General features: G+C 61.8%; 17 protein-coding genes. 9 read left to right on the top strand and 8 right to left on the bottom strand.

Features of this window, described 5'->3' with window-relative positions; genetic code table 11:
• Nucleotides 1–28 precede the first annotated feature (28 nt).
• Complete coding sequence (locus tag LPW39_RS07550; protein WP_230773083.1) at nt 29–643, bottom strand: helix-turn-helix domain-containing protein; 615 nt, start codon at nt 641–643, stop codon at nt 29–31.
• Between the two features lie 199 nt (nt 644–842).
• On the opposite strand from LPW39_RS07550, the gene lhpI reads away from it, so the two are divergent.
• Entirely contained in the window at nt 843–1,802 is a 960-nt protein-coding gene (gene lhpI / locus LPW39_RS07545) for a bifunctional Delta(1)-pyrroline-2-carboxylate/Delta(1)-piperideine-2-carboxylate reductase (RefSeq protein WP_230773081.1), read from the top strand.
• A 68-nt stretch (nt 1,803–1,870) separates the two neighbouring features.
• On the top strand, nt 1,871–3,166 hold the full coding sequence (locus tag LPW39_RS07540) for an MFS transporter (protein WP_230773079.1): 1,296 nt from the start codon (nt 1,871–1,873) through the stop codon (nt 3,164–3,166).
• Between the two features lie 108 nt (nt 3,167–3,274).
• On the opposite strand, the gene LPW39_RS07535 is transcribed toward LPW39_RS07540, so the two are convergent.
• The 6 genes from LPW39_RS07535 to LPW39_RS07510 form a co-directional block, all read right to left on the bottom strand.
• Nucleotides 3,275–3,871, bottom strand: a complete 597-nt coding sequence (locus LPW39_RS07535) for an LOG family protein (RefSeq protein ID WP_230773077.1) — start codon at nt 3,869–3,871, stop codon at nt 3,275–3,277.
• Nucleotides 3,868–4,314, bottom strand: coding sequence for a diacylglycerol kinase (locus LPW39_RS07530; RefSeq protein WP_407928812.1), 447 nt, complete (start codon nt 4,312–4,314; stop codon nt 3,868–3,870). Before LPW39_RS07530 ends, LPW39_RS07535 begins: the two co-directional genes overlap by 4 nt.
• 127 nt (nt 4,315–4,441) lie before the next feature.
• Nucleotides 4,442–5,011 carry an RDD family protein gene (locus LPW39_RS07525; RefSeq protein ID WP_407928810.1) on the bottom strand — a complete coding sequence of 190 codons (570 nt, stop codon included), beginning with the start codon at nt 5,009–5,011 and terminating at the stop codon, nt 4,442–4,444.
• Nucleotides 5,012–5,021: 10 nt separating this feature from the next.
• Entirely contained in the window at nt 5,022–5,951 is a 930-nt protein-coding gene (locus LPW39_RS07520) for a DUF3106 domain-containing protein (protein ID WP_230773066.1), read from the bottom strand.
• A complete protein-coding gene (locus tag LPW39_RS07515; RefSeq protein WP_133858531.1) occupies nt 5,948–6,385 on the bottom strand; it encodes a DUF3619 family protein in 438 nt (145 codons plus the stop codon). Before LPW39_RS07515 ends, LPW39_RS07520 begins: the two co-directional genes overlap by 4 nt.
• Nucleotides 6,382–6,945, bottom strand: coding sequence for an RNA polymerase sigma factor (locus LPW39_RS07510; RefSeq protein WP_133858566.1), 564 nt, complete (start codon nt 6,943–6,945; stop codon nt 6,382–6,384). Before LPW39_RS07510 ends, LPW39_RS07515 begins: the two co-directional genes overlap by 4 nt.
• Before the next feature lie 305 nt (nt 6,946–7,250).
• On the opposite strand from LPW39_RS07510, the gene LPW39_RS07505 reads away from it, so the two are divergent.
• From LPW39_RS07505 to LPW39_RS07475, 7 genes are all read left to right on the top strand, one after another.
• Nucleotides 7,251–9,041 carry an acetolactate synthase 3 catalytic subunit gene (locus LPW39_RS07505; protein WP_230773064.1) on the top strand — a complete coding sequence of 597 codons (1,791 nt, stop codon included), beginning with the start codon at nt 7,251–7,253 and terminating at the stop codon, nt 9,039–9,041.
• A 142-nt stretch (nt 9,042–9,183) separates the two neighbouring features.
• Nucleotides 9,184–9,675, top strand: coding sequence for an acetolactate synthase small subunit (gene ilvN / locus LPW39_RS07500; protein ID WP_021024891.1), 492 nt, complete (start codon nt 9,184–9,186; stop codon nt 9,673–9,675).
• Between the two features lie 347 nt (nt 9,676–10,022).
• A complete protein-coding gene (gene ilvC / locus LPW39_RS07495; protein ID WP_230773062.1) occupies nt 10,023–11,039 on the top strand; it encodes a ketol-acid reductoisomerase in 1,017 nt (338 codons plus the stop codon).
• Between the two features lie 204 nt (nt 11,040–11,243).
• Nucleotides 11,244–12,131: a CDP-diacylglycerol--serine O-phosphatidyltransferase gene (gene pssA, locus LPW39_RS07490; protein ID WP_230773060.1), complete on the top strand. Its 888-nt coding sequence runs from the start codon at nt 11,244–11,246 to the stop codon at nt 12,129–12,131.
• Between the two features lie 221 nt (nt 12,132–12,352).
• Entirely contained in the window at nt 12,353–14,077 is a 1,725-nt protein-coding gene (leuA, locus tag LPW39_RS07485) for a 2-isopropylmalate synthase (protein WP_230773058.1), read from the top strand.
• A gap of 152 nt (nt 14,078–14,229) precedes the next feature.
• On the top strand, nt 14,230–15,768 hold the full coding sequence (locus LPW39_RS07480) for a 2-isopropylmalate synthase (protein ID WP_133858526.1): 1,539 nt from the start codon (nt 14,230–14,232) through the stop codon (nt 15,766–15,768).
• Nucleotides 15,769–15,885: 117 nt separating this feature from the next.
• The gene (locus LPW39_RS07475) at nt 15,886–17,010 is read left to right on the top strand and encodes a serine hydrolase (protein WP_230773055.1); all 1,125 of its coding nucleotides are present in this window, start codon (nt 15,886–15,888) and stop codon (nt 17,008–17,010) included.
• 74 nt (nt 17,011–17,084) lie between these two features.
• Here the strand turns inward: LPW39_RS07475 and LPW39_RS07470 are convergent, their stop codons facing one another.
• Nucleotides 17,085–17,882, bottom strand: a complete 798-nt coding sequence (locus LPW39_RS07470) for an IclR family transcriptional regulator (RefSeq protein WP_021024885.1) — start codon at nt 17,880–17,882, stop codon at nt 17,085–17,087.
• Nucleotides 17,883–17,928: the final 46 nt, after the last annotated feature.

Raw genomic sequence — 17,928 nt, 5'->3', positions numbered from 1 at the left:
GTCTGCCGCCGGTTGCTGGGCAGCGGGTTCAGGGCTTGATCGTGATGTGTGAGCAGATCCACAGCACCTGCGCATCCTCATCGCCGACCGAGATGCAGGCATGGCCCATGACGCTGTCGAAATAGCAGGAGTCGCCAGCAGCCAGCTCCAGCGGCGCATAGCTGTCGGTATGCACCACCACGGTGCCGCGCATCACATAGAGCATCTCTTCGCCATCGTGGCTCAGCAACTGGGGAAAGGCGCTGCGCTCATGGGCCTTGATGGTGGTGAGCAGCGGAATAAAGCGCTTGTCGGCCAGGTCGGCATGCAGCAGCTCATAGACATATTGCGGCGTGCGGTGCACCAGGCCATCGCCCTGGCGGGTGATGCTGCGCCGGGCACGCAGGCCGGTTTGCTGCAGCGGGCTGAACAGCTCGCCCACATCCACATCCAGCCCGCGCGCGAGCGCCGCGATCTTTTCATAGGTGGGCGAGAGCTGGCCGTGCTCGATCTTGGACAGCGCGGAGGCCGAGATGCCGCAGCGCTGGCTTAGCTGCTGCAAGGTCAGATCGGCGTTGCGCCGCAGCAGGCGCAGCTTGGTGGCCAGCACATCGGTGGTGGCATCGGCGCCGGCGTTGTGGTGGGGCAGGGGGGCGTGGGGCATGGCAGGCTCTTGTGGTGCTCGCCAGTGTAGGGGGCGCTGCGCTGGCCGGTGGCGCAGCGCAGCCGTGGCGGCCGCGTTTTAGGTCCAATTCTCGGGTAAACCCTAGATGGAAAGAACGGATTTAAGAAATTTATTGTCTCAAACTGCATTAAATTTCGTATACGAAAATTATTTCTCTTTAGTAGATATATTGCGCCGTATGCAAATCCTTGACTTCAGCCACACCAGCCAGCATTTGCCGATGGCAGCCTTGATCGACAGTCTCGAACAGATGTTCATCGCGGGCTGCCAAGTGCCACTGCGCCACAACCACGCCATCGCGGGCGAGACCCGTACGCAAGACGGCATCATGCTGCTGATGCCGGCGTGGCAGACCGGCAAGCGCATTGGGGTCAAGACGGTATCGATCTTCCCCGGCAACCAGGCGCGCGGTCTGCCCGGTCTGCACTCGGTCTTCATCCTCTATGACGCGGCCACCGGTGCCCCGCTGGCGGTCTTGGATGGCGATGCCATCACCTCGCGCCGCACCGCTGCGGCATCGGCCCTGGCAGCGCGCTGGCTCAGCCGCCCCGATGCCCACCGTCTGCTGGTGGTCGGCGCCGGCCGCGTGGCCAGCCTGCTGCCCGATGCCTACCGCTGTGTGCGAGATATCCAAGCGGTGCAGGTCTGGGACATCCGCCCCGAGGCTGCGCAAGCGATGGTGGAGCGCCTGCAGGCGCAGGGCCTGCAAGCCTCGGTCGCCACCGACCTGGAGCAGGCAGCGCGCCAGGCCGACATCATCAGCTGCGCCACCTTGTCGACCGCACCGCTGGTGCGCGGCGAATGGCTGCGGCCCGGTGCCCATCTGGACCTGATCGGCAGCTTTACCCCGGCGATGCGCGAGAGCGATGATGCCTGCTTTGCCCGCGCCACGGTTTTTGTCGATACCCCGGAAGCGCTGATGAAAGCCGGGGACATCCTCGATCCGATTGTCAGCGGCGCCTGGGAGCCGAGCCGCCTGGCCGCTACGTTGGAGCAGTTGTGCCGTGGCCAGCACGCCGGCCGCCACAGCGCCGATGAGATCACCCTGTTCAAGGCCGTAGGCACAGCGCTGGAAGACCTGGCTGCCGCATCGCTGGCCTTTGACGCCTTCAGCGCCTCAGGCAGCGCAGCCGCTTGATCTGCATAGCCCCGCCCGGTGCGGGCCGGGCTACCCTTCATTTTTTTGCTATCTGATTCATTCCTTCCATGCGCACATCTTCGACCGAGCCAGCAGCGTCTGCGGCCACCAACAAGCGAGTTCTGATTGCCAGTCTGATGGGGAGCTCCATCGAGTGGTTTGACTATTTCCTCTATGCGACCACGGCGGCGCTGGTGTTCGGGAAGGTGTTCTTCCCGACCTCGGACCCGGTCGTGGGACTGATGCTGTCGTATCTGACCTTCTCGCTGACCTTTTTCATCCGGCCACTGGGCGGCTTTATCTTCTCGCACATCGGAGACCGCATCGGGCGCAAGAAGACCTTGGTGATCACCTTGTCGCTGATGGGTGGCGCCACGGTGCTGATCGGCCTGCTGCCGGGCTATGAACAGATTGGGATATGGGCGCCGATTCTGCTGATCGTGTTGCGGCTGGTGCAAGGCCTGGGCATTGGCGGTGAGTGGGGCGGCGCGCTGCTGCTGGCCTACGAGTACGCGCCCAAGAACCGCAAGGGTCTGTTTGGCAGCGTGCCGCAGATGGGCGTGACCATAGGCATGGTGCTGGCGACCTTGGCCATCACCGTGATGAGCACCTTGCCCGATGACCAGTTCCTGGCCTGGGGCTGGCGCGTGCCTTTCCTGCTGAGCGCCATCCTGGTGTTCCTGGGGCTGTGGATCCGCAAGGGCATCGATGAGACTCCCGCCTTCAAGCAGGCCAAGGCCAGCGGCAATGTGGCCAAGATCCCGCTGGTCGAAACGCTGCGCTACCACTGGCGCGCGGTGCTGGTGGCCGTTGCCATCAAGTTTGTGGAAACGGCTCCGTTCTATATCTTCTCGACCTTCATCGTCAGCTACGCCACCGCCACCTTGGGCTTTGAGCGGATCTCCGTGCTCAATGCGGTGACCATTGCGACCCTGCTCACCACCTTGATGATCCCGATCATGGGGCGCCTGTCGGACAGCATTGGCCGCAAGCGCATGTTTGTGGCAGGCACCCTGGTGATGGCCGCCTTCACCTTTCCGTACTTCATGCTGCTCGAGCAGCGCAGCATGACCAGCCTGGTCATCGCCACCGTCGTCGGCCTGGGTCTCGTCTGGGCGCCCATCACCGCCGTGCTGGGCACCTTGTTCTCGGAGATTTTCTCGACCCGTGTGCGCTACACCGGCATCACCCTGGGCTACCAGATTGGCGCGGCGCTGGCGGGCGGCACCGCCCCCTTGCTCGCCACCTGGCTGCTCAACACCTACAACGGCTCCTGGGTGCCGGTGGCCTGGTACATCGTGGGCACGGCGGTGATCTCGCTGATTGGTATTGCGTTCGCAAAGACCGTGGCGGACAACGACTAAGTGCTCTATCCTAAAAACCTCCACCTCGTTCTATGGTGGAGGCGGTGATCCCGCAAAAGCAAACGGCCCGTTTAATGGGCCGTTTTTTTTGTGTTTGCTGGGCGCTGCTTAGATTACTGCGCGCAGCGCATCGCTTTGCTGCGCCAAGCCGGCTTCTTCGACCAGTTGGGCCAGCAGGGCGGCATGGTCGTTGCCGCTCTTGATGAGGCCCATCTGCCACTCGTCCATAAAGCCCTGGCCCACGCACTGCTGCAGGAACTGCAGCATGCCGTCGTAGTAGCCATTGGCGTTGAGGATGCCGATGGGCTTGTCGTGGTAGCCCAGCTGGCGCCAGGTCCAGATCTCGTAGAGTTCTTCAAAGGTGCCGATGCCGCCGGGGATCGCGATAAAGGCATTGCTGCGCTCGGCCATCATGGCCTTGCGCTCGTGCATGGTGGTGACCACATGCAGCTCGTCGCAGAGCTCATTGGCCAGTTCGCGGTCGACCAAGGCCTTGGGGATCACGCCGACCACGCGGCCGCCGGCCTCGCGCGTGGCGCGGGCCACCGTGCCCATCAGGCCGGATTTGCCGCCGCCGTAAACCAGCTGGCCGCCGTGGCTGCCAATCCAGTGGCCGACCGCCTGGGCGGCCTCGCCAAAGGCTTCGAGCTTGCCAGGGCGCGAGCCGCAGTAAACGCACATCGAAAAGGAAGGGGAGTGGGTCATTTCAACAATCTTTCATACAACGCAGGCAGCCACACCGCCGCGCACAGCACCAGGGCCAGGAACACTGCGGCACTGCCCATGTCCTTGGCCTTCTTGGCCAGCACATGCCACTCAGGGCCAAAGCGGTCCATCGCCATTTCAATGCCGGTGTTGAGCAGCTCGGCGATCAGCACCAGGAAAACCGGGGTGATCAGCAAGGCCCAATCGCGCCAGTCCCGCGCCAGCCAGAAGGAGGCGGGCAGCATCAGCAGCGCGAGGATGGCTTCCATGCGGAAGGCCTTTTCGCCCCAGCCGGCGCGCAGGCCTTGCAGCGAATAACCGGCGGCATGCCAGACGCGCGTCAGGCCGGTGCGGCTTTTTTGCGGGTTGGCGGCATGGATGTCGGCCAGGCCGTGCGCTGGCACGGCGGCGTCGGCAGGGGGGCGGGGATCGTGCTGGTTCATCGGAGGCGTGGTCATCGCCCATCATGGCATAGCGAGGGCAGGTCAAAGCATATTATTGCACTGCAACATTTGATCGGCGCGCTGCCTGGTTCTGGCACCAGGTAGCGCTGGCACAACAGGGGTAAGCCTATACCGCCGGATCCGGTGCCTTGATGTGTGGGGCAGGGCGCTCGGCACTGACCAGGCGTGTGCCGGCCAGCGCATCGTGCCAGAACTGCTGCAGCGGGTGCAACCGGCTGGCCAACGCCCAGAGCACGATCCAGCCGCTCAGCAGCACCACGATCTCGCCCACCGGCAGGCCAAAGGGCATGCTGACCACCAGCGGCGGCAAAAACCACAGCCAGCTGCAGACATAGCGCAGCAGCGCGCGGCCCTGCGTCAGGGTGTGGCCGTTGCGGTCCACGATGCGGATATGCCAGGTCTTCATCGCCAGGGTCTGGCCCTTGTGCCAGAACCAGGTGAAATAGATGCCAAAGATGATGAACAGGAACAGCTGCAGGCCATGGCGGTTGTCCATCGCGTTGCGGGTCTGGCTCAGCGAGCTGTAGAGGTAACCCGACATGAAGACCACGCCAAACATCAGCATGCCCTCGTACAACCAGCAGGCCATGCGCCGCGCCAGGCGCGGTGCGCGCAACAGCGCGCTGGTGGTGACGGAGCCGGGAGGGAGCGCTGTTGTGCTGGTGGAGGTCTGCATGCGGACAGTATCAGGTCGGTGGGTGTACCGGGCTGTCGCTGCTGCGCGACTGTGATTCGCCCGCCGGTGGCCGGCTTGGGGAATCCAGTGGGGGCAGTGGCGAGGAGGTGACCGGCGCGGGCATTTGCACCGGGGCGGTCTCTACCACCGGAGCGGGCGGCAAGGCCTGGGGGGGGGCGGGTGGTAAGGCGGGCGCCGGTGCTGCGCCATGGGCGGCAGGTGCCGGCCCGGTGAGCGGGCCGACCTCGACCGGCGTCACCATGCCGCGCGACTGCACGCGGATCTCAGGCGGCGGCAGGATCTTGGGCGGGTTGGCGCGGTTGGGGTTGATGGCCGCCGCCGGCACTTTGACCAGGCGACCGGTACTGCGGGCCGAAGGGCGGGGTGCCAGCGCCACGCCGCCGTGGTAGAGCGCGCCGCCCTGGGCCAGGCGCTTGCGCTCACGGGCGCTGAGTGCCTGGTAGTCTTCCCAGAGCTTGCGCTTTTCCTCGGCCGAGAGGCTGCTGATGTTCGAATAGTTAAGCCGCGCCTGGCTTTGGTCGGACAGGCTGAACTTGGCCCATTCCTTCATGTGCTCGCCAATGCGCAGCTGCTCTTCGGGGGAGAAATCGTCAAAGCTGTCGGCGATCATCATCCAGCGGCTTTTTTGCTGGGTGGTCAGCCAGTTCCATTGCTCTTCGAGCGGCGCCAGCACGGTGCGCTGGTCGTCATCGAGCGCTTCCCAGCTGGGGCCCTCATTGCGCGGGCTGCTGGAGCGGGTGACGCTGTTGGCGCTGACCAGATCGCTGGCGGCGCTGCCGTAGATGTTGGCGGCCTTGTTGCCGGCGTAGACGCCCACAACAGCAAAAGCAGCCAGCAAAATACTGGCTGCCATGGCGGGGATGGTCGAAGGGGCGGGCGTGTTGCCGGCTACCTCATCGTTATCGTAATCGTGTCTCAACGCTTGTCAGTGGGCTGCTTTTGGGCAGCGATCTTCAGAAACTGGGTAAAACCAGGATCAGTATAGGCGCTTGGCGGCAGCTCGTCAGCCAGCAAGGTGGCATCGTACTCAGCCATTTCGCTGGCGCCTTCGTCGGCCTGAACCCCATTGAAGAAGGCCAGGCCAGCAACCATCGCGCTCAGCGGCACAGCCGACACCACGGCACGCCACCAGTTGCGTTTGCCAGAAGGCGCAGCAGCCTCTTGCTGGGGCTGGCGTGCAATCGCAGGCACCGCCACCACCTTGCGGCGGGACAGGGCGCGCTCCCGGGCCGCTCGCAAACGTTCGCTGATGTCGTAGTCGAGATCAGCCTCGGCTTCGCTCAGCCGGGCGGTAACGCGGCGGGCAAAAATTTCAGCATTGACAACGGTTTGGGCGGTGTTTGAGCGGTTCATAGCACGATTCCTTTGGCCTTAAGCACTTTACTCAAGGTTTGGATGGCGCGAAAGCAGTGGGTTTTTACACTTCCCTCTGAGCAACCCATGGCTGCTGCAGTCTCTGCGATGTCCATCTCTTCCCAATAACGCATCAGAAACGCTTCGCGTTGACGCGCTGGCAACTGTTGTATCTCTTTTTCTATTAATGCAAGGGTTTGTTTGCGGTTGGTGTGGTCCTCGGCACTTTGCTCCGCGTCTCCATTGTCGGCGTTGTAGATGTCCAGGAGGTTGAATTCCCCCTCGTCATCCGGGCCTTCGAAGTCGCTCATCGTCGTGAAGAGCGCATTGCGCGTCTTCTGGCGGCGGAACCAGTCGAGCGTGCTGTTGGACAGAATGCGCTGGAACAGCATCGGCAGCTCGTTGGCCGGCTTGTCCCCATAGTGCTCGGCCAGCTTCATCATGCTGTCCTGCACGATGTCGAGCGCTGCTTCCTGGTCGCGCACATGAAAAAGCGAGCGCTTGAAAGCTCGCTTTTCAACGCTTTTCAGAAAGTCGGACAGTTCTCGTTCTGTGGCCAAATCGTACCCAACACCGTGGTTATTCAGAGATTTCTCGCTTTTTACCCGGGCAAATAAACCAAGTGTGGCAAAAAACACCGCATCAAGCCCTAGATTATCGCATCCTATCGAAAAAAAATCCGCAGCTTGTCGCAAAGCAATGCTGCAGTGCGATAATGTATAAGCATCAAAAAGCAAAAGGGTCACGGTCCGGCGTCGCAAGCATCTCGCCCATGTCCGTTGGCCTCAAGTTCCAAGCAGGCTCCACAAGAGCTGGGCGAGGAGCACCAGAGGTTTTTCGTTAGAGAAATTCACAAAGGTTGATCATGGAAATGTCCAAGGCCGAACAGAACTCGGCGCAAGCGGCGCATCAGTCCGCGCAGAAATCCCAAGAACTCATGGGCGCTGAAGTGCTGGTCAAGGCACTGCAGGCCGAAGGCGTCAAGCAGCTGTGGGGCTACCCCGGCGGTGCAGTTCTCTACATCTACGACGCGCTCTACAAACAAGACACCATCAACCATGTGCTGGTTCGCCACGAACAGGCGGCAGTGCATGCAGCAGACGGCTTTGCCCGCGCCACCGGTGAGGTGGGTGTGGCCCTCGTCACCTCTGGTCCCGGCCTGACGAATGCAGTCACCGGTATTGCCACTGCTTACACTGACAGCATCCCTATCGTCGTGATCTCCGGTCAGACATCCACGACCGCCATTGGCTCGGATGCTTTCCAGGAATGCGATACGGTCGGTATCACGCGCCCCATCGTCAAGCACAACTTCCTGGTCAAGGATGTGCGCGATCTGGCACTGACGATGAAAAAAGCTTTCCATATCGCACGCACCGGCCGTCCCGGCCCCGTCGTGATCGATATCCCCAAGGACGTTTCCTTCAAGAAGGTGGCCTACAACGGCTATCCCTCGACGGTGGAAATGCGCTCCTACAACCCGGTCAAGAAGGGCCACAGCGGCCAGATCCGCAAGGCCCTGCAGCTGCTGCTGGCGGCCAAGCGCCCGTATATCTATACCGGTGGCGGCGTGCTGCTGAGCGGCGCCGAGCAAGAGCTGCGCACCCTGGTGGACCTGCTGGGCTACCCGGTGACCCACACCCTGCTGGGTCTGGGCGCCTATCCGGCCAGCGACAAAAAATACCTGGGCATGCTGGGCATGCACGGCACGATCGAGGCCAACAACGCGATGCAGAACTGCGATGTGCTGCTGGCCGTGGGCGCGCGCTTTGACGACCGGGTGATTGGCAACCCCAAGCACTTCATGTCGGTGGACCGCAAGATCATCCATGTCGACATCGACCCTTCGTCGATCTCCAAGCGCGTCAAGGTGGATGTGCCCATCGTTGGCGACTGCAAGGAAGTGCTGAGCGAGCTGATCGCGATGGTGCGCGAGAGCGTGGCCAGCCCCGATGCCGACGCGCTGCAAAACTGGTGGAAGACCATCGAAGGCTGGCGCAGCCGCGATTGCCTGCGCTATGACCGCGAGAACACCGAAGTCATCAAGCCACAGTTTGTGGTCGAGACGCTGTGGCAGATGACCCGCGATGCGGACTGCTATGTGACCTCGGACGTGGGCCAGCACCAGATGTGGGCTGCGCAGTACTACCGCTTCGAGGAATCGCGCCGCTGGATCAACTCGGGTGGCCTGGGCACGATGGGTGTGGGCATTCCCTATGCGATGGGCATCAAGCTGGCCAAGCCCGATGCCGAGGTGTTTTGCATCACCGGCGAAGGCTCGGTGCAGATGAACATCCAGGAGCTGGCCACCTGCCGCCAGTACGAGACGCCGATCATCATCTGCGCGCTCAACAACCGCTTCCTGGGCATGGTGCGCCAGTGGCAAGAGATCGAATACTCGGGGCGCTACAGCCACAGCTACATGGATTCGCTGCCTGACTTCGTCAAGCTGGCCGAAGCCTATGGCCATGCGGGCATTCTGATCGAGAAGCCCGAGGATGTGGAGCCCGCCCTGCGCGAAGCGCGGCGCATTGCCCGCGAAGAGCGCAAGAGCGTTTTCCTCGACTTCCGCACCGATCCGACCGAGAACGTCTTCCCGATGGTCCAGGCCGGCAAGGGCATCACCGAGATGCTGTTGGGCGCGGACGATCTGTAAACGCCTTCCTGGCTGGGCGCGCCTTGCTGCAAGCGTGCGTCCAAGCTTCCCTTCGGTTTTTCCATTCTGACGAATCTATTGTCTACCGAGCTCAGCGCTTACCGGCGTTGGGGGAGGGTAGCGAAAAGAGGAATCTGTTCTTATGAAACACATCATTGCGGTTCTCCTGGAGAACGAACCAGGCGCCCTGTCGCGCGTGGTGGGCTTGTTTTCGGCCCGTGGCTACAACATCGAGTCCCTCACCGTGGCGCCCACCGAGGATGCCTCGCTGTCGCGCATGACTATCACCACCACCGGCTCGGACGACGTCATCGAGCAGATTACCAAGCACCTCAACCGCCTCATTGAAGTGGTGAAGGTGGTCGATCTGACCGAAGGCGCCTATACCGAGCGCGAGCTGATGATGATCAAGGTGCGGGCGGTCGGCAAGGAGCGCGAAGAAATGAAGCGCATGGCCGACATCTTCCGTGGCCGCATCATCGATGTGACCGAGAAGAGCTACACCATCGAGGTGACCGGCGACCAGGCCAAGAACGATGCCTTCCTGAGCGCGATCGATCGGTCAGCCATCCTTGAGACCGTGCGAACCGGTGCCAGCGGCATCGGTCGCGGTGAACGCATCTTGCGCGTGTAATGCGCTGGTGTCACCGGCTGCGACGCCATGCCCGCCAGGCGGTGGGTGTGGTACTGCTGCTGGTGGGGCTTGTGCTGGTGGAGTCTTCGCTACAGCAAGATGATCCAGAATGCTCCTGGGAACAGGGCGGCTGGACCCAGATTCGCCAATGCGATCCACTGCTCACACAGGCCGATGCCTTTGCTACCCCAGGCTCCCAGTTGTGGTTGTCCCTCATAGTAGGATTGGGCGCTTTTGTAGCGGGGGCTTATTTGCTGGCGTCAGGAAACACCGCAAGGCCCCCTGACGATACAGATTCTTGAACAAGTGTTTGTTTGCATTTTTGACTGATACCAACGGAGCGAAGCATGAAAGTTTTTTACGACAAGGACTGTGATCTGTCCCTCATCAAAGGCAAGACCGTCGCCATCATCGGCTACGGCTCGCAAGGCCATGCGCACGCGCAGAACCTGAACGACAGTGGCGTGAAGGTCATCGTCGGTCTGCGCAAGTCGGGTGCTTCCTGGCCCAAGGCCGAGAAAGCCGGTCTGACCGTGATGGAAGTCAACGACGCCGTGAAGGCCGCTGACGTGGTCATGATCTTGTTGCCTGACGAAGACATCGCCAAGGTGTACAACGACAACGTCAAGGACAACATCAAGCAAGGCGCTTCGCTGGTGTTTGCGCACGGCTTCAACGTGCACTACAACCAGGTCGTGCCACGCGCCGATCTGGACGTGTGGATGGTCGCACCCAAGGCCCCTGGCCACACCGTGCGCAACACCTACAGCCAAGGCGGCGGCGTGCCCCACCTGATCGCTGTGCACCAGGACAAGTCCGGCAAGGCCCGTGACCTGGCCCTGTCGTACGCAATGGCCAATGGTGGCGGCAAGGCCGGCATCATCGAGACCAACTTCAAGGAAGAAACCGAGACCGACCTGTTCGGCGAGCAAGCCGTTCTGTGCGGCGGTGCTGTCGAGCTGATCAAGATGGGCTTCGAGACCCTGGTGGAAGCCGGCTACGCGCCTGAAATGGCCTACTTCGAGTGCCTGCACGAGCTCAAGCTGATCGTGGACCTGATCTACGAAGGCGGCATTGCCAACATGAACTACTCGATCTCGAACAACGCCGAGTACGGCGAGTATGTGACCGGCCCTGAGGTGATCAACGAAGAGTCGCGCAAGGCCATGCGCAACGCGCTCAAGCGCATCCAGAACGGCGACTACGCCAAGATGTTCATTCAGGAAGGCCGTCTGAGCTACCCATCGATGACCGCCCGCCGCCGCAACACTGCTGATCACCAGATCGAGCAAGTGGGTGGCCAACTGCGCGCCATGATGCCTTGGATCGCCAAGAACAAGCTGGTCGACCAGACCCGCAACTAAATCACATCGGCTGCCGCTGCCTGCAACGGCGCGGCGTTGATTCGCAAAGGACTGCCTTGGCAGTCCTTTTTTCATGGGCATCCTGGGGAGGCCCCTGGTGGCAAAAGCTACACTGTAGGCCAAGCTCGGCCGGGTCGCAGCCCGCCGGAAACTATAAAATAAGTAGCTGATTGCGCAGATATAGCTGGCGCTGGAGTGGATTGAATGCTGGACGAAAACGAAACCAAGCCCAAGGCTGCAGCGCCTGCGCTGGTGCCTGCGCAGCGCAAATGGCGCAAGGGCATCTATGTGCTGCCCAACTCGTTTACCTTGGCCGCCTTGTTTGGCGGTTTTTACTCGATCGTGATGGCCATGAACGGCCGTTTCGAGGCTGCCGCCGTGGGCGTGTTCTGCGCGATGGTGCTCGACAGCCTGGACGGGCGTGTGGCCCGCATGACCAACACGCAAAGCGCCTTTGGCGAGCAGATGGACTCGCTGTCGGACATGGTGTCGTTTGGCGCTGCCCCGGCGCTGATTGCCTATGAATGGGCGTTGCGCCCATTGGGCCGCTGGGGCTGGATTGCGGCCTTTGTCTACTGCTCCTGTGCGGCGCTGCGCCTGGCGCGGTTCAATGTGAACACCGGCGTGGTGGACAAGCGCTATTTCCAGGGCATGCCGTCTCCCGCTGCTGCAGCCCTGGTGGCGGGCTTCATCTGGCTGACCAGCGCACTCCTGGTATCGCACCGCGATGTGCCGATCTTTGGCCAGGTGATTGCGCTGTTTGGCGGCTACCCGGCCAGCCGCGATGACCTGTCCTGGATCATGTTCGCCATCACCTTGCTGGCAGGCCTGACCATGGTCACCAATATCCCGTACTACAGCTTCAAGGATGCAGGCGCTGCCAAGAGTGTGCCCTTCATCTCGCTGGTGGTGGTGGTGCTGCTGCTGGCCGTGGTCAGCGTCGAGCCGGCCACCATGCTGTTCCTCATTTTTGTGGCCTACCTGCTCTCGGGCTATGTGATCTATGCCTGGCGCCGCTTCAAGGGCCAGCACGTGTCGATCGTGGCGACCTCGACCGACGAGCCCGAAGAGCGCGGCTTGCACCACGATTGAATTTTTTACGGACTTTCGTCAAAACCTGTGTTAGAGTGAACGCCATGCAAAACCTGTCCCTAGCTCTACTACTAGCATGTCCAACGGGCAGGTAGAGTAGCGCGCAGTTTTTCACCCCTACACCTCGGCCCGTTTGCACCAGCAACGGGCCGATTCTGTTTTAGCAGGTTGCTGGTTTCCAACCCCGAACTTTTTGTTCCGATGAGAAAGACCAGCCAACCATGTTGACCCAACCTTCCAGCAAGTACCGCGCTTTTCCAGCCATTGCGTTGCGTGACCGCACCTGGCCTGATGCCCAGATCACCCAGGCACCCATCTGGCTGTCCACCGATCTGCGCGATGGCAACCAGGCGCTGATCGAGCCGATGGACCTGGCGCGCAAGCTGCGCATGTTTGACATGCTGGTCAAGATTGGCTTCAAGGAAATCGAAGTCGGCTTTCCCGCTTCCTCGCAGATCGAATTTGACTTTGTGCGCCAGTTGATCGAGGAAAAGCGCATTCCCGCCGACGTCACCATCCAGGTGATGACCCCCGCCCGCCCTGAGCTGATCACGCGCACGGTCGAGGCACTGCAAGGTGCGCCACGCGCCATCGTCCACATCTACAACGCGGTGGCCCCCGTCTGGCGCAAGGTCGTGTTCGGCATGAGCGTGCCCGAGGTGATGACCCTGGTCAAAGAGCAGGTGACCCACCTCAAGACCTTGACCGATGCCCAGCCCGGCACTGAGTGGGTCTTGCAATACTCGCCCGAGACCTTCTCCCTGGCCGAACTCGATGTGTCCTTGCAGGCTTGCGAGACCGCGATTGCCGCCTGGGGCGCGGGCCGCGACATCATCCTGAACCTGCCCACCACGGTGGAAAACGCCACCCCGAATGTGTTTGCCGACCAGATCGAGTGGATGGTGCGCAAGTTCGCTGGCCGCCCTGAAGTGGTGGTCTCCGTGCACCCGCACAACGACCGCGGCACCGGCACGGCCAGCGCCGAGCTGGCCTTGATGGCCGGCGCCCACCGCGTGGAAGGCTGCTTGTTCGGCAATGGCGAGCGCACCGGCAACCTTGACATCGTCAACGTGGCCTTGAACATGTATGTGCAGGGTGTATCGCCCCAGCTGGATTTCTCGGACATTGACGCTATCCGTGCCGAGGTCGAGTACTGCAACCAGTTGCCGGTGCCCGCCCGCCACCCCTATGCCGGCGACCTGGTCTACACCTCGTTCTCGGGCTCGCACCAGGACGCCATCAAGAAGGCCTTTGCGGCCCGCCAGGATGCCGATATCTGGGAAATTCCTTATCTGCCGATCGACCCCAAGGACCTGGGCCGCAGCTACGAAGCGGTGATCCGCGTTAACAGCCAGTCGGGCAAGGGCGGTATCTCCTACCTGCTTGAAGAAGCCTATGGTCTGGCCATGCCACGCCGCTTGCAGATCGAGTTCAGTCAGGTGGTGCAGCGCGCGATGGACACGGCCGGCACCGAGTTCACTGCCAAGGATTTGTGGCAGATCTTCGAGCGAGAGTACCAACTCTGCGCCAACCATGCACTGGCCCAGTACCGTGTGGAATCGGGCGACAGCGATGAGGTGCGCATCAGCGGCAAGCTGCAATGGGCCTGCCAGGCTGTCAGCATTGCCGGCCAGGGCAATGGCCCGATCGATGCCTTTGTGCAGGCCGTCAGCAGCGCCATCGGCATTCCTGTGCGCCTGCTCGACTACAGCGAGCATGCCGTTGCCGCCAGCGATGCACGCGGCGACAAGGGTGCCAATGCCACGGCAGCCGCCTATATCGAGCTGCGCGTGGGCGACAGCCAGAGCCTGTACGGCGTGGGCATGGACAGCAACAGCACCCAGGCGGCTTTCCGCGCGGTGATGAGCGCGGTAGCACGTAGCGGTGCTGTCGCCAGCGTGCAAACGGCAGCGCCACAAGCAGCTGCGGAAACGGCTGCTGCCTAACCACAGGCAGAGCAAAGCACGTAAACTACAGCGCGGTTGATGCAGGCTGCAGGAGGGCGAGCAGATCGCTTTCCTGCAGCCTGTTTTAGAGATTCCACTCACCCACGGTGGTAGCACGGCGGCAGCGCAAGACCAATGCAATGGAGAACACGATGAGCGAGCAACTGATTATTTTTGATACCACCTTGCGCGATGGCGAGCAATCGCCCGGCGCGTCCATGACCAAGGATGAGAAACTGCGCATTGCGCGCCAGCTCGAGCGCCTCAAGGTGGACGTCATCGAAGCCGGTTTTGCCGCCAGCTCCAACGGTGATTTCGATTGTGTGCAGAGCATCGCCTCCATCATCAAGGACTCGACCATCTGCTCCTTGGCCCGCGCCAATGACCGCGACATCGCCCGCGCTGCCGAGGCCTTGAAGCCCGCCAACCGTGCGCGTATCCACACCTTCATTGCGACCAGCCCGTTGCACATGGAGAAGAAGCTGCGCATGTCGCCCGATGAGGTGTTCGAGCAGGCCAAGATGTCGGTGCGTTTTGCCCGCAACCTGGTGGGCGATATCGAGTTCAGCCCCGAAGACGGCTACCGCAGCGACCCAGATTTTCTCTGCCGCGTGATCGAGGCCGTGATTGCCGAAGGCGCGACGACCATCAATGTGCCCGACACCGTCGGCTACGCGATCCCCGAGCTCTATGGCCAGTTCATTCTGAACCTGCGCGAGCGCATTCCCAACAGCGACAAGGCCATCTGGTCGGTGCACTGCCACAACGACCTGGGCATGGCCGTTGCCAACTCGCTGGCCGGCGTCAAGATCGGTGGAGCACGCCAGGTGGAGTGCACGATCAACGGCCTGGGCGAGCGCGCGGGTAACTGCTCACTTGAAGAGGTTGTCATGGCCGTCAAGACGCGCCGCGATTACTTTGGCCTCGATGTCAACATCGACGCCCAGCACATCGTGGCCGCCAGCCGCCTGGTGAGCCAGACCACCGGTTTTGTGGTGCAGCCCAACAAGGCTGTGGTGGGGGCCAATGCCTTTGCCCATGCCTCCGGCATCCACCAGGATGGCGTGCTCAAGGCCCGCGACACCTACGAAATCATGCGTGCCGAAGATGTGGGCTGGAGCGCCAACAAGATCGTGCTGGGCAAGCTTTCGGGCCGCAATGCCTTCAAGCAGCGCCTGCAGGAGCTGGGCGTGGTGATGGACAGCGAAAGCGAGATCAATGCCGCATTCGCCCGCTTCAAGGACCTGGCCGATCGCAAGAGCGAGATTTTTGACGAAGACATCCTGGCGCTGGTGCACATGGAAGGCGCCGAGGCGCAGGCCGAAGCCTACCGCTTTGTGTCGCTGTCGCAATCGAGCGAAACGGGCGAGCAGCCCAAGGCAAGCGTGGTGCTGATTGCCAACGGCCAGGAAGTGCGCGGCGAGTCCACCGGCAACGGTCCCGTTGATGCATCGATGAAGGCGATTGAATCGCAGGCCCGCAGCGGCGCCGAGATGGTGCTGTACGCGGTTAACGCCATCAGCGGCTCCACCGAAAGCCAGGGCGAGGTGACCGTACGCTTGCAAATGGGGGGCCGTGTGGTCAACGGTGTAGGCGCAGACCCTGATATTGTGGTGGCGTCAGCGAAGGCTTACATCGCTGCCCTCAATAAGTTACAAAATCCTACGGAGCGAGTAGCTGCACAAGGTTGAGACTTCGGAATATAATTTCACTTAAATAATTGAAGAATCGCGTAAGTTCATGAATTTGCGCGATTTTTTGAATCCAAATTTCCGCTGTCAGCTATCGTATTTGTAGGGAGCAGAATAATGGCGCTACGTCATCGCAGTGTTTTGCGTCGTTTTTCACATTTGTTTGCAATTTGCACCCTGGCCTTTGGTTTGGCAGCACCCAGCGTGCATGCCAGTACCAAGAATAAACCGGCAGCCAAGGCGCAGGTGCAGGCCAAGGCGGGCAAAAAGCAGGCAGCCGTGGCCTCCAAGGGCGAGCGCAATGGCCGCCACAAGCAGGCTGCCGCCCCCGCTTCCAAAAAGGTGGCCGCCAAGGCCGTCAAGGGCAAGACCACCGTAGCCAAAGCAGGCCGCCATGCCGGGCGCGCTGCCGTAGCCGCAGCGGTCATCATTCCTGAGCGCCAATCCTTTGGCCAGTTGGCCGGTCTGCATGATGTGACCGACCCGCTGGCGCTCAAGTCCAGCGTGGCCCTGGTGCTGGACCAGGACACACACGAAGTGCTGCTGTCCAAGAACGACCATGCCGTGCTGCCGATCGCATCGCTGACCAAGCTGATGACCGGCCTCATCATCTCCCAGGCCCAACTGCCGATGGACGAGATGATCACCATCACCCAGGACGATGTGGATACCGAAAAGCACAGCAGCTCGCGCCTGCGTGTGGGTACCACCTTGATGCGCGGCGAACTGCTGCACCTGGCGCTGATGTCCAGCGAAAACCGTGCAGCACATGCGCTGGGCCGTACCTACCCCGGTGGCATGCAAAGCTTTGTGGGGCTGATGAACATGAAGGCCAAGATGCTGGGCATGGCCGATACCCGCTATGTCGAGCCCACTGGCCTGTCGAGCTCCAACCAGTCCAGCGCCTTTGACCTGGCAACCCTGGTCAACGTGGCGCATTCCGATCCGCTGCTGCGCGATCTGACCACCTCGCCGTCGTATCAGGTGGAAGTGGGTGAGCGGACTGTGCAGTTCAACAACACCAACCGCCTGGTGCACAACCCGGACTGGAATATCGGCCTGCAAAAGACCGGCTACATCTCCGAAGCGGGCCGCTGCCTGGTGATGCAGACCCAGGTGGCTGGCCGCAAGCTGATCATGGTGTTCCTGGATTCGGCTGGCAAGTTTGGCCGTCTGGCCGATGCCGAGCGCGTGCGCCACTGGGTGGAAGGCTCTGCCTCCCACTTGCTGGCCAAGCACTGAGCGCCAAGCACCCAACAAAAAACCTGCCTCGGCAGGTTTTTTTGCGTCTAGGTATTGGGTAGAAGCGGCTGGGCTCAGCGTGCGTTGGGCTGGCGGTGTTCGTCAAAGCCCAAGGCGGATGAGATCTCGCTGGCCGTGGCCTGCAGGCGCGTGGTCCAGGCGTCTTCCAGCCGGTCTGCGGGGGCGGAGACGGACAGGCCGGCTACCAGGCGCCCCTGGTCGTCATAAATGCCTGCGGCCATGCAGCGCACGCCCAGCTCCAGCTCTTCGTTGTCGCGTGCCACGCCGTACTGGCGGGTTTTGGACAGCTCACGCTCCAGAACGGCCAGGTTGGTGATGCTGTTCTTGGTGTTGCCGGCCAGGCCCGTGCGCATGGCGTAGGCACGCACGCGTTCGGGTTCGTCATTGGCCAGGAAGAGCTTGCCCGTCGATGTCAGGTGCAGCGGCGCATGGCCGCCGATGGCGCGCACCACCTGCATGCCCGAGCGCTCGCTGAAGCTGCGCTCCACATAGACGATCTCATCGCCCTGGCGCATGCTCAGGTTGATGGCCTGCTGGGTCGCCAGGTGCAGGCGGCGCATCGGCAGCAGGGCCACTTCGCGCACATTGATGCGGGCCTTGACCAGGTTGCCCAGCTCCAAAAGGCGCATGCCCAGGCGGTAGCTGCCCGATTCGGGGCGGTCCACAAAGCGGCCGATGGTCAGGTCGTTCAAGATGCGGTGCGTCGTCGACGGATGCAGGCCGGTGATTTCGCTGAGCTCTTTCAGTGACACCGCTTCCTCGCGCGTGGCCAGGACGTCCAGCAGCGTGAACATGCGCTCTAGCACTTGTACGCTGGGCTTGGTGACGGTGTCATGTGTTGTTTTGGTCATGCGTAGACTGGCGCTCAGATAACAAAGATAGGGGTGGCCGCTTGAT

This window comes from Comamonas koreensis (assembly GCF_021026195.1).
GTDB classification, from domain to species: Bacteria; Pseudomonadota; Gammaproteobacteria; order Burkholderiales; family Burkholderiaceae_C; genus Comamonas; species Comamonas koreensis.
This window is presented reverse-complemented; position numbering and strand designations above follow the sequence as displayed.